Consider the following 12,510-nt stretch of genomic DNA (forward strand, 5'->3'; position numbering starts at 1 on the left):
AACATATAAGTCAGAATGAAAGTAACACAACATTTAGAAAATGCCAAAGGAAAACCGTTGTTCTCCTTCGAAATTGTTCCCCCTCAAAAAGGGAGTAACATTAAGGATTTGTATAGCAACATAGACCCTTTGATGGAGTTTAAACCACCGTTTATTGACGTAACAACTTCGAGAGAAGAGTTTGTTTATATCGAAAAAGACGGACTTTTTGACCGTCGTATTACTCGTATGCGTCCAGGTACGGTTGGAATTTGTGCTTCTATTCAACATAAATATGGAGTAGATGCCATTCCGCACGTATTGTGTGGTGGTTTTACCAAAGAAGAAACAGAGTATTTATTGGTAGATTGTCATTATTTGAATATCGACAACTTGGTAGCCCTGCGTGGTGACCCAATGAAGGGGGAGAAATACTTTGAACCTTGCAAAGGAGGAAATAGTTACGCAATTGATTTGGTAAAACAAATCAAAGCCATGAATGCAGGACAGTTTTTGCATGATAGTTTACCAATGGAAAATGCACCTGACTTTTGTGTGGGGGTCGCGGGTTACCCAGAAAAACATATCGAAGCACCTAGCTTGGAAGCCGATTTGAAACGTTTGAAAGAAAAAGTAGATGCAGGAGCAGATTACATCGTGACCCAAATGTTTTTTGACAACCAACGTTATTTCAGATTCGTAGAAGCTGCCAGAGCAATCGGAATTACTGTGCCAATTATTCCAGGGATAAAACCTGTAGCTGTCAAACGTCATTTGCAGTTATTGCCACAAGTTTTTTGGTTAGACATGCCAGAGAGTTTGATTAACGATATCGAAAACGCCAAAGACAATGTAGCCGTTCGTCAGATAGGAGTTGAGTTTGCCGTGCAACAATCCAAAGAGTTAATCGAATATGGAGCGCCGTGCGTTCACTATTATTCTATGGGAAAATCAGATAATATCTATAATATCGCTAGTCAAGTTTTTTAGGAGCTTATTCCAGCTATCCGCTATATCTTTTTCTGGTTAAAAAAAAACCAGAAAAAGGATGCCGCTTCTATCTGGGCTAGGGCATCTAAATTCACAAGAATGTTTGGTTTATTACCTCATAAAAAAAGCATCGTTTCTCGAGAAACGATGCTTTTTTGTTTTAAGTATTTGTCTGGTAATTACAAAATATGAATTGTTATTAAAGTGTCATCGAAAGAAAAAACAATTTATTCTTTTACAAATTTGTAAACTGAAATACCTTCTTTAGACTTTAAATTTAGAAAATAAACACCTTTTTCTAATTTAGACACATTTACTTCAGAGTTACTTGAAGTTGTATTTATAACTCTTTGACCTTGCACGTTCATGACTGCGACATTTTCGATTAAGCTAGTAGTGCTAGCAAAATGCAACACATCATTTACAGGATTAGGGTATACAACAAATTTATTATTTGTTACTATTGAATTGGTCCCTAGCGTGGTGCTTTGCACATCACCGCTTAATATAGCATTTACTGAAGTTAAATTACCGCCACATTTCGCTCCAGTCAATGAAGCGTTTTCTACCCAATTACCAAGATTTACGTCGGGAGGCTTAGGTAGTGAAGCCGATGAGTTCGAATAAATTAAAAATGTATCCGTAAAATCACCATTTCCTGAATCGGCGATAAATTCCCAACTCGCTGTAACTACATTGTATTTAAGCATAAATTCACACGTTCCTAGTCCTCCACAATCTTGGAGTCCATCTACTGGGGTAGTCTTGTAGAAATTTCTACCGGTTTCATCTGTCCCCGCATAATTAAATATGAAGTTTTGATCATCAAATAAGTTGTGGCAACCGTTAAATGTAATGGTTTGACTTTGCATCATTGCAAATGACAACATTACTATACTAAATATTATTTTTTTTAGTTCTCTCATAATATTTAGTTTCTTGATGGAAATATTCCCGTTAAGGAAATGATAAATTGCACCGTTCCGTATGGTTGCATATTATTAACGGATTGGCCTCCACCTGTACTATTAATCATATCACTATTCATAATAACAGTATTAGTTGTACTTGAGGAATACTCTTTGTCTAACAATTTTGTATTTGCAGGTAATGCGTTTGTTGGGACGTTTGTGTTTCCGTCGTCTTTTATTGCATTTACAGTATGGGTATGTGCAGGCATTTGTGCGGTGGTAAGCACATTGGTCTCAGTGCCACCTTGCTTACCTTGTATTCTGTTGGTTAAGCCAGGCCCATTTCCGGGGTGCATTGGTACTCTCCCCCTTAAATCAGGGAGTGCAAAAGTGGTTAATCCATCGCCCCCGTAGTTAGTACCTAATAAGGAAAATAATGCTGTGTTTTGTGAGATAGGTAATAATTGTCCGTCACATAATGCCCAATTTCGAGGCGCAAAAGTACCGGCAAACATTCTAATTTCGCCAAGGAAAGCTTCTTGAGAATATGTTTTTACAGACGAAAGACTAATAAAGGCGATTAAAAACAAAAAAGTAATTTTTTTCATGTTATAATTTTTTAAATTTGGAATCCCTAATTTCGATCTTTTTTTTTAAAAATCCAAAATGATGCTAGCTAGGTCCAAGTTATAGTGAGCCGAATTATGTTCTAATTACATGATTACAGTGCTGCATAATTACTACATTTTAAATAAATTAGAAAAAATAAATTGCTGTATTCATTGTGGGATTTTTATTGACTTAAAGCTCAAAATTCAATATTAAAGGGAGGAAATAATGATTATTACTTTCATTTCCTAAAATTTCGATTCTAATTTTGAGTTCATATTAACTTTTAATTTGTCTACATAGAGGAGAGTTTTTCTTTTTTTATATTAAACACCAAATATTTTCTTTTTTTTCACAACGTCCGTAGTCGACTACAAGACTTCTTTCTAATTTTTAGTATATAATGCAGTACTTTTCATTGTCGAAATCATTTATTCGCCTTCATTTGCAGTTTAATTAGTAGATATATACAGTATAATCAAATTTTGAACCTGTATTAAAAAATCCGTTCACAGATTATTATGACCCATTGGCTTGAATTTTTCGAAAAATAATTTTTTATAAACTAGTTTTAGTAGGTATAATTTAAGGCTATTATTGTGAAGTTTCAATTCTCTCTATTTTTTCTAGTAAATCTGTTTTTCTTCGTTCCCTGTGAGGCTCAGTTGTGTACGGGTAGTCTTGGGGACCCTGTTGTTAATATCGATTTTGGTTCAGGTGTAGGGCGTGGGGCGGCATTAGGTTCAGCAATTACGGCTTATACCAATGTCACATCGGGCAGGTTGGATGAGGGACAGTATACTATCTATAATGCCACAACAGGTTTACGAGATAATGCGTGGCACACGACTGCAGATCATACTGGAAATACAAATGGCTATATGATGATTGTAAATGCATCATTACTCGCAACAGAAGGAATCTTTTATACAAAAACCGTAAGTGATCTTTGCCCAGGCACTACTTATGAATTTTCAGCTTGGTTAATGAATCTTATGACTTTTACTTCTGTAAATCCGAACGTAACTTTCAGAGTTAGTACTACGGGTGGAACGGTGTTAGGTACCTATAATACAGGAGAACTACCAGTAACCTCTTCTGCAACTTGGAAGCAGTTTGGCTTTTATTTTACAATGGGATCGGAGTCTGAGGTGGTTATTACAGTTCTTAATAATGCTCTTGGCGCAATACCCGGTAATGATTTGGCTTTAGATGATATTATATTTAGAGCTTGTGGGGCGACAATTACTTCAACTATTAAAGATAAATCTGCTACAAGTTTAGAAATCTGTGAAAACGAATCGAAGTTAATTACTTTGTCAGGTGTCGCTTCATCGTCTTCTTATACAACTGCAGGTTATCAGTGGCAGAATAGTGTAGATAATGGGGTTTCTTGGTTGGATATTGCTGCTGCAACAAATCAAAGCTATTCTTTTTCCACGGCAGGTTCTGGAATATATAAATACCGCTTGGCAATGGCCGAAGCCTCGAATATCATGTCGTCAAATTGTCGTGTTTATTCTAACGAAATTACCATTACAGTAAAGTCCAGTCCCTTGGCTCCAGTGGTTCAGGTTACACAGCCCACCTGCGACGCCCCTTCAGGATCGATTTTAATTACGAGTATTCTAAATGCTACGTATAGTATAGACAACAGTAATTACCAATCTTCAAATTTATTTACAGGACTTGCTGGAGGAAATTATAATGTGACCGTTAAAAGTGGAAACTGTAATTCTGTGGTTAAAGTTGTTTCTATAAATTCAGTTGCATCCTCAAACGCGCAACCTACTGTTTCCATTGTTCAGCCAGTGATTTGCACCAATCCGTACGGAACAGTTACAATTACGAGTCCTGATTATGAATACAGTTTTGATAATGGATTAACTTGGCAAGGAAGTCCGGTGAAGACAGGTCTCGCTATTGGTGATTATATAGTTTTGACTCGCAATAGCTCTTTATGTCAGACGCAACCAATTGTAGCTTCCATTATTGCCCCACCAGGTTATCCGCCTAGTCCGACGTTGATCGTTATGCAACCCAATTGTTTAAGCGATCGGGGTACAATTACTGTTTCGGATGTTGCATCGTCATATAGCTTTGATGGAGGTACTACATGGGGTAGTGCAAGCACTATTGATAACTTAACTCCGGGGATGTATAAGGTTGTTATTAAAAATGCACTTGGCTGCAGTTCTCTGGTTTCAAATGATGTTTTGATAGCTGCTTATAAAAATGATGAACCTTTACCAGAAGTAAGTACAGCAGTAAGTTTTTGCGCAATTGACAATAAATTGCTAAGTGATATTCCGATTACGGGAACAAATATAAAATGGTATACGTCTCAAACAGCGATTGTTCCATTGGTAGAAAATACCATCCTTACCAATACTACGTATTATGTTGCGCAAACGGTAGATGTATGTGAAAGTATTCGTGTTCCTGTTACTATTTCGATTCAAAGCACTCCAAGTCCCACTGGAATTGCGGTGCAAAATTTTTGCACTACTCAGAAAGCGACAGTATCATTTTTCGAAACTTCTGCTATTTCGGTAGTATGGTACGCAGACGCCATCACAAGTTCAAATTTAGCAGCAGATACAAAATTGGTAGATGGTGCGACGTATTATGCATCACAAACTGTTGGAGGCTGCGAAAGTATTGGTAGACTGGCAGTTTCTGCTGCAATTAGTACCCCAAATATTCTAATCAATGATGTTTCAGATTCATTATGTGACAACTTGAATGACGGAATGGAAAAGGTTGACCTGACTAGTTATAAATCTTTTATTACGAATGATGCGTCTGCAATAGTTCGTTTTTATAATTCACCTTTATCAGCTGAAAACGAAAATTCTTTTGATGAAATTAGTACAAGTAGTAATTATGAACTAGCAGTGGGAACGACTACATTATACGCTAGAGTCGATTCGAATGACAAATGTTTTCAAATAGCAAAATTGGTTTTGACCTTATTTGATACTCCACGAATTGCGATAGCCGATACGGTTCCGATTTGTGAAAACGAGAGTGTTCTAGTTGATGCAGGTAGCAGTTTTGATAGTTACTTATGGTCAACTTTAGAAACAACTTCAGCTATTGTAATAACAAGTCCGGGAGTTTATTCTGTCACCGTAACAAAAAATAATGGAACAATTATTTGTTCTACATTAAAAGAATTCACAGTTGCTTTGTCAAACAGCGCTGTTATAAATACTATTGATATCGTTGACTGGACGGACAATCAAAATTCAGTTTCGATTTATTTAGCTCCATCAAGTATTGGGAATTACGAGTATTCAATAGATGGAATTAATTATCAAGATAGTGCAGTTTTCCAAGAGTTAATAAGTGGAACATATACAGTCTTTGTAAGGGATAAGAATGGATGTGGTATTGTAACCCAAGAGGTGTATATATTAAATTACCCTAAATTCTTTACTCCAAACGGTGATGGTTTTAATGACAAGTGGTCAGTTCAACTCTCTCAGGTAGAGGAGGGTTTGAAAACTGAAATTTTTGATAGGTATGGTAAATTAATCAAAGTATTAAATAATACCTCTTCATGGGATGGGACATATAATGGTTATGCATTACCGTCAACAGATTATTGGTTTGTGGTCCATAGAGCAAATGGTCAATTATACAGAGGCCACTTTGCAATGAAGCGGTAAGGAAAAAGGAAAAAGTAAAACTCCTAACTTGAGGATTACTCTTTCTATAAAGTACAGCGTATAAAAAAAATGTCTATTTTGTGATTTCTCTAAAAATAGCTTCTAGATTTTTATTCTTTTGATTGAGTTGTAGAGTTCTAAGTCCATTCGCGGTTGCAAAATCAAAAACAGCCGGGCGCATATCTTTATCTGCCTTAAAGGTAAGTTCCCAAATCATATCGTGCGTATTTTTATAAGATGCAAGATTTTCGATTTTAGCTATCACTTGCTCTTCTATTTTATAATCAAATTCTACCTCTAAAACTTGCTCCTTCTCTTCAGAAATTATTTGGTCAAGTTTTTTGTCGGCAACAATCTTTCCCTTATTAATGATGATAACACGGTCACAGATCGCTTCAACTTCTTGCATAATGTGCGTAGAGAGGAAAACTGTTTTATCTTTTCCCACGTTTTTGATAACATTACGTATCTCAGTCAATTGATTTGGGTCCAGTCCTGTCGTGGGTTCGTCTAGAATCAAAACATCAGGATTGTGTAATAAAGCATTGGCTAGTCCCACTCTTTGACGGTACCCTTTTGATAGTTGGCCAATTTTCTTATGACTTTCGGTAGTCAATCCTGTTAACTGAATTACATCTTCAATTCGGGACTTTGCCACTTTGTATACATCTGCATTAAAAGCGAGGTATTCACGAACATAGAGATCGAGGTACAATGGATTGTGCTCAGGCAAGTAACCAATCGATAACTGCACAGCCTTTGCATTAGTAGTCACGTCATAATTATTAACTACAGCAGTACCTTCATCAGCAACAATATAAGTAGTTAGGATTTTCATCAATGTAGATTTTCCAGCTCCGTTGGGACCTAAGAAACCAACTATTTCTCCTTTATTTACAGAGAAAGAAATACTGTCTAATGCTTTTTGAGCACCATAACTTTTAGAAATATTTGTAACTACTATTGACATGTTCTACGATTTGTATGCAAAAGTAAACAGAAAAAAAATGTATTTAGTATTTTGAATAAGATTTCCATTAGAAAGAAGAAGTGTAAAGAGATCATTTTCTATGGATTAAAATAAATCTGGATGATTTTGAGAAAGTTAATACATTTACTTATTATCAAATTAATAATAAAAATAAGTATAGCAACATATTCTATTAGAATATCCGAATATGACGGTGATTTCTTGTGTTTTCCTTAATTATTTGAAATTTTTATGCTTTTTGTGGTATGATTTTAAAATAAGTTTTACATTTGCGACTCAAAATTATTACAAAATAGTAAAGATGTACAATAACCGATTTTATTTTAGCAACACTTTTTTCTTCTTTAGCGGGAAGTAGGGTTGTGCTATGGTTATTTGAAAAATTAAGAAACAAATAAAAATAATATACAATCCTGATGAAAATCAGGATTTTTTTTTGAGTTTATGGGAGCGAAAATTGCAATACAAGGGATAAAAGGTTCTTTTCATCATCAAGTGGTGAAAGAATATTATAGTCAAAATGTGGATGTTGACGAATGTTTATCTTTTGAAGAATTAGTCGATAGTTTGCTATCTGGGAAATCTACGCAAGCTGTGATGGCAATTGAAAACTCTATCGCAGGGCCTATTATTCCAAATTATGCTTTGATTGACAAGAATAATTTACATATTATTGGAGAACATTATTTGAATATAACCCAAAATTTAATGGCTCTCGAAGGCCAGAAAATAGAAGATATTCAGGAAGTATATTCACACCCGATGGCGCTGTTGCAGTGTATGGAGTTTTTAAAAAAATATCCGCACATAAAAATTGTAGAAGATAAGGATACAGCCGAAACAGCCCGTAGAATTCAAGCCAAACAATTAACAGGGATTGCAGCTATAGGGAGTAGAGTGGCATCTGAAATGTACGGATTACAAATTTTGGCTCCTGCAATTCAAACGATTCAAAACAATATGACGCGTTTTGTAATTATAAATAAAGAGAATTCGTTTGTGCCTCAAAATGAAATTAACCGTGCCTCAATCAAATTCGAATTGGATCACAAAAGAGGGAGTTTGGCGGCAGTATTAAATGTGATGAGCGATTGCAAAATGAATCTAACAAAAATTCAATCTTTGCCAAAAATCGATACACCATGGAAGTATTCCTTTTTTGTAGATGTAACATTTGAACAGTATGCTGATTTTTCCAAAGCAAAATCACTTATCGAGATCATGGCAGAATATTTAAAGATTTTGGGAGAATATAAGAATACCAAACCGTTACAATAATTACAAGTCCTCTGACTGAGGTTAAAAGGGAAAGTAACTCAATAATGAGTAATATATATTAGTATGATTACACTAGCAAATAGGTTAAATACAGTCGAAGAATACTACTTCTCATCAAAATTGAGAGAAGTAAGACAGCTAGCTGCAGAGGGGAATCCAGTGATCAATATGGGAATTGGAAGTCCAGATTTGAGTCCGGCGCAAGACGTGATTGATGCGATGATTGATGCGATGAAGGACGAGAATGCGCATCAGTACCAAAGTTATCAAGGGTTACCAGAGTTACGCAGTGGTATCGCTGACTTCTACCATAATAATTATGGAGTAGCTTTAAACCCAATGACCGAAATTTTGCCTTTAATGGGCTCAAAAGAAGGTATTATGCATATTTCCCTAGCATTTTTAAACGAGGGTGATCATGTATTGATTCCAAATCCAGGCTATCCTACTTATACATCAGTTACAAATTTGGTGGGTGCTGTTCCTGTGTATTATGACTTGAAAGAAACGAGTAATTGGGAGCCTGATTTTGATGCGCTTGAACAATTAGATTTGTCGAAGGTGAAAATTATGTGGATCGGATATCCTCACATGCCCACGGGTGCTAGAGGGAGCTTGTCTTTATTCGAAAAATTAATTGCATTTGCCAAAAAGCATTCTATTTTATTGGTAAATGACAATCCGTATAGTTTTGTGTTAAATGACAATCCGATGAGTTTGTTGCAAGTTGAAGGAGCGAAAGAAGTAGCAATGGAACTAAATTCGTTAAGTAAAACTTTTAATATGGCTGGTTGGAGAGTAGGAACAGTATTAGGTAGTGCTGCTTGCATTGACGCTGTTTTGAAAGTGAAAAGTAATATGGATAGCGGAATGTTCTTCGGAATTCAAAAAGGGGCTATTGCAGCTCTCAAAAGCGATAAGTCTTGGTTTGATGGAATGAATGCTATTTACAAAAGAAGAAGGGTATTGACAGAGCAATTGGCCGAGAAGCTAAATTGCAAAGTTTATAAAGAAGGCGTTGGACTGTTTGTTTGGGCAAAATTACCAGAAGGCATCACTTCTTCGGAAGCATTTATTGATAAAATTTTGCATGAAAAATATATTTTTATCACTCCAGGAACTATTTTTGGAAGTAATGGTGAAGGCTATGTTCGATTTGCATTATGTGTGAAAGAAGAAAAAGTACAAGAGGCAATTGATCGGTTTTAGATTTTTCATTTGATTCGAATGTGAAGTAAAAAACGGAATGCCCTAGCCCTGTTAGAAGTGCAAATCCTTTTAATTTTTTGAAAGTAAAAGTTTGAAACGTCCCTAAGCGTCGGGAGCAGGATTAGCTACAAATAAAAAGAATTTATGAAAGTATATGTAGTTGGAATAGGATTGATTGGTGGTTCGATGGTATTGGACATTAAAGGCTTGTATCCAGAAGCAATTGTTTTCGGTGTGGATACGAATGAAGCTCACATTGCCGAGGCTCTGAAATTGGGTGTGATCGATCAAGCTGCAAAACTAGAAGATGTCGGTGATGCTGATTTTGTTATCGTTTCAGTCCCTGTTGATATTGCAATGGTAGTGTTGCCACAGGTACTGGATTATATAGATGAGGAGACAATAGTTTTTGAAGTAGGTTCAACTAAGAATCCTATCTGTGAAGCGGTTGCTAATCATTCTAAAAGGCGCAATTTTATTGCAACACATCCTATAGCAGGAACAGAATTTTCAGGACCTTCGGCAGCAATTACAGGTTTGTTTCAGGGTAAAACAAATATTATTTGCGAGGTAGAGAAAACAACCTTCAAATTACAAGAAAAAGCTTTAGACTTGTTTAGAGCAATAGGAATGCGCATACGATACATGGATCCAAAATCGCACGATAAGCACATTGCCTACGTATCTCATTTATCACACATCAGTTCATTTATGCTGGGGAAAACAGTGATGGAGAAAGAGAAGTTTGAGCAAGATATATTTGACATGGCTGGTTCTGGTTTTGAAAGTACAGTGAGATTGGCCAAAAGTTCACCAGCAATGTGGACACCCATCTTTAAACAAAACAAAGATCAAGTGATAGAAACGTTGGAAGAATATATCTCTAATTTAACTCAGTTTAAAGAGTTGTTACAAAAAGAAGATTATCAAGCAATTTACGATGAAATGCAGGGTGTAAATAAAATTAAAGGAATCTTGAACGGATTAAAAAAATAATTAAAAATTAAAAACCAAAAAATAGTAAAAGATGGAAAATAGTAAAGAAATGAGAAACTGGTTGGACGCATTCAAATTGGAACACCCATTTGTAATTGCAGGACCATGTAGTGCTGAGACTGAAGAACAAGTATTGAAAATTGCACATGAATTGAAAGATTCTGATGTAAGTGTTTTTAGAGCTGGTATCTGGAAACCAAGAACACGTCCAGGTGGATTTGAAGGTGTTGGTGAAATTGGATTAAAATGGTTGCAAAAAGCTAAAGCCGAAACAGGTTTGTTGATGGGTACTGAGGTAGCTACTGCAGCACACTGTAAATTGGCTTTAGAGCATGATATTGATGTTTTATGGGTCGGTGCTCGTACAACTGCAAACCCTTTTGCAGTTCAAGAAATTGCTGATACATTAAAAGGTACAGATAAAATCGTTTTGATCAAAAACCCAGTAAATCCAGATATGGCTTTATGGTTAGGTGGAGTAGAACGTTTATACATGGCAGGTATTAAGAACTTAGGAGTAATCCACAGAGGTTTTTCTACTTACCAAAAAACAAAATACAGAAATATTCCAGAATGGCAAATTGCTATTGAATTGCAAAATAAATTTCCTGATTTACCATTAATCATTGACCCATCTCATATCACAGGAAACCGTGAAATGATTCTTGAAGTAACTCAAGAAGCGTTGGATTTGAACTATGATGGTATGATCATTGAGACACATACTGACCCAGAAAACGCTTGGTCTGATGCTGCTCAACAAGTAACTCCTACAGTTTTGAAACAAATCTTTAAAGATTTGAAAGTAAGAAAAGTGAGTGGTGATAGCGATTTTGAAAACAAAATGACAAAATTAAGAGCTAATATTGACGTATTGGATCAAAACCTTTTGGAATTGCTAGGAAAACGTATGGTTGTAGCTGACGAAATTGGTCAAGTGAAAAAAGATAACAACGTAGCGGTATTGCAAAATACACGTTGGAATGAAATTCAGGAGAAAGTCATTGCTGCTGGTGCAAAAAATGGTTTGTCTGAGGAATTCAGTGTAAAATTGTTTAAAGCAATTCACCAAGAAAGTATCGAACACCAAGAAAAAGTAATCAACGGATAATTTATTCTTTTTTAGTATTATTTTAAAATAAACCTACATTCGTGTAGGTTTTTTTTTGTAGAATTGCAAACAAAATTAATTTTTAAAATTTACTACCATGAAAAACAGTGCGAAAGGGGTTTTTATTTTATCATTTATGATGCTGTCCTTTTTAGGCTTTTCTCAGGAAAAGCAAATTTATGAAATTGCGAATATGAAAGAAATTATTTCAAATCATAAAACTGTTGCAGTATTACCTTTCAATGCGACCATAACTTATCGGAAACAACCCAAAGACTATGACGTTGCTATTACTAAAGAGGCGGAGTTAAAGTTAGGATATGATATGCAATCAGGAATGTATACCTATCTTCTTAGAAAATCGTCTGATTATACAGTAGTTGTTCAAGATGTTGAGAAAACTAATGCTCTTCTGAAAAAAAATAATTTGATAGATAAATTAGCCGAAACGACGCCAGAAGAATTAGCTAAAATATTAGGGGTAGATGCTGTAATAAAATGTTCTTACGGCTATCAAAAGACCAAAAGTGAAGGTGGAGCGATAGCATTAACTCTATTAGTTGGTTTTGGCACAGGTAGTGTTGCTACAGGAGCTTTGACAATGCAAATTAATGATGGTGAAAATGGAGATTTAATTTGGCGCTTCTATAAACAAATGAATGAAGACGTAATGAGTTCTCCATCTGCAATGATGGAAAGAATGATGAGGAAAGTGGGGAGAAATTTCCCTTATGAAATAAAATAAGGTTTAATTTTTTTAAT

10 protein-coding genes are annotated in these 12,510 nt (G+C 35.4%); 7 read left to right on the plus strand and 3 right to left on the minus strand.

Going from position 1 to position 12,510, the window contains the following annotated elements:
• The first annotated feature begins 15 nt into the window (after positions 1 to 15).
• Entirely contained in the window at positions 16 to 969 is a 954-nt protein-coding gene (gene metF, locus LXH21_RS17100; protein WP_239868819.1) for a methylenetetrahydrofolate reductase [NAD(P)H], read from the plus strand.
• A gap of 227 nt (positions 970 to 1,196) precedes the next feature.
• Here the strand turns inward: metF and LXH21_RS17105 are convergent, their stop codons facing one another.
• Both LXH21_RS17105 and LXH21_RS17110 read right to left on the minus strand, forming a co-directional pair.
• The gene (locus LXH21_RS17105) at positions 1,197 to 1,895 is read right to left on the minus strand and encodes a T9SS type A sorting domain-containing protein (RefSeq protein WP_239868821.1); all 699 of its coding nucleotides are present in this window, start codon (positions 1,893 to 1,895) and stop codon (positions 1,197 to 1,199) included.
• Between the two features lie 5 nt (positions 1,896 to 1,900).
• Positions 1,901 to 2,488 carry a phage tail protein gene (locus LXH21_RS17110; protein WP_239868823.1) on the minus strand — a complete coding sequence of 196 codons (588 nt, stop codon included), beginning with the start codon at positions 2,486 to 2,488 and terminating at the stop codon, positions 1,901 to 1,903.
• 600 nt (positions 2,489 to 3,088) lie between these two features.
• Between LXH21_RS17110 and LXH21_RS17310 the strand changes: the two genes are divergently transcribed.
• The gene (locus LXH21_RS17310) at positions 3,089 to 6,163 is read left to right on the plus strand and encodes a T9SS type B sorting domain-containing protein (protein ID WP_239868825.1); all 3,075 of its coding nucleotides are present in this window, start codon (positions 3,089 to 3,091) and stop codon (positions 6,161 to 6,163) included.
• Between the two features lie 73 nt (positions 6,164 to 6,236).
• Here the strand turns inward: LXH21_RS17310 and gldA are convergent, their stop codons facing one another.
• Positions 6,237 to 7,133 carry a gliding motility-associated ABC transporter ATP-binding subunit GldA gene (gene gldA / locus LXH21_RS17120; RefSeq protein WP_239868827.1) on the minus strand — a complete coding sequence of 299 codons (897 nt, stop codon included), beginning with the start codon at positions 7,131 to 7,133 and terminating at the stop codon, positions 6,237 to 6,239.
• A gap of 465 nt (positions 7,134 to 7,598) precedes the next feature.
• Between gldA and LXH21_RS17125 the strand changes: the two genes are divergently transcribed.
• The 5 genes from LXH21_RS17125 to LXH21_RS17145 all read left to right on the plus strand — a co-directional run bounded on the left by LXH21_RS17125 (position 7,599) and on the right by LXH21_RS17145 (position 12,493).
• Entirely contained in the window at positions 7,599 to 8,432 is an 834-nt protein-coding gene (locus tag LXH21_RS17125; protein WP_239868829.1) for a prephenate dehydratase, read from the plus strand.
• Positions 8,433 to 8,495: 63 nt separating this feature from the next.
• Positions 8,496 to 9,641, plus strand: a complete 1,146-nt coding sequence (locus LXH21_RS17130) for a pyridoxal phosphate-dependent aminotransferase (protein ID WP_239868832.1) — start codon at positions 8,496 to 8,498, stop codon at positions 9,639 to 9,641.
• A gap of 144 nt (positions 9,642 to 9,785) precedes the next feature.
• The gene (locus LXH21_RS17135) at positions 9,786 to 10,637 is read left to right on the plus strand and encodes a prephenate dehydrogenase (RefSeq protein ID WP_239868834.1); all 852 of its coding nucleotides are present in this window, start codon (positions 9,786 to 9,788) and stop codon (positions 10,635 to 10,637) included.
• A gap of 31 nt (positions 10,638 to 10,668) precedes the next feature.
• A complete protein-coding gene (locus LXH21_RS17140; protein ID WP_239868837.1) occupies positions 10,669 to 11,748 on the plus strand; it encodes a bifunctional 3-deoxy-7-phosphoheptulonate synthase/chorismate mutase type II in 1,080 nt (359 codons plus the stop codon).
• Between the two features lie 97 nt (positions 11,749 to 11,845).
• Positions 11,846 to 12,493: a hypothetical protein gene (locus LXH21_RS17145; protein ID WP_239868839.1), complete on the plus strand. Its 648-nt coding sequence runs from the start codon at positions 11,846 to 11,848 to the stop codon at positions 12,491 to 12,493.
• Positions 12,494 to 12,510 lie beyond the last annotated feature (17 nt).

Source organism: Flavobacterium algicola (genome assembly GCF_022399565.1).
Taxonomy (GTDB): Bacteria; Bacteroidota; Bacteroidia; order Flavobacteriales; family Flavobacteriaceae; genus Flavobacterium; species Flavobacterium algicola.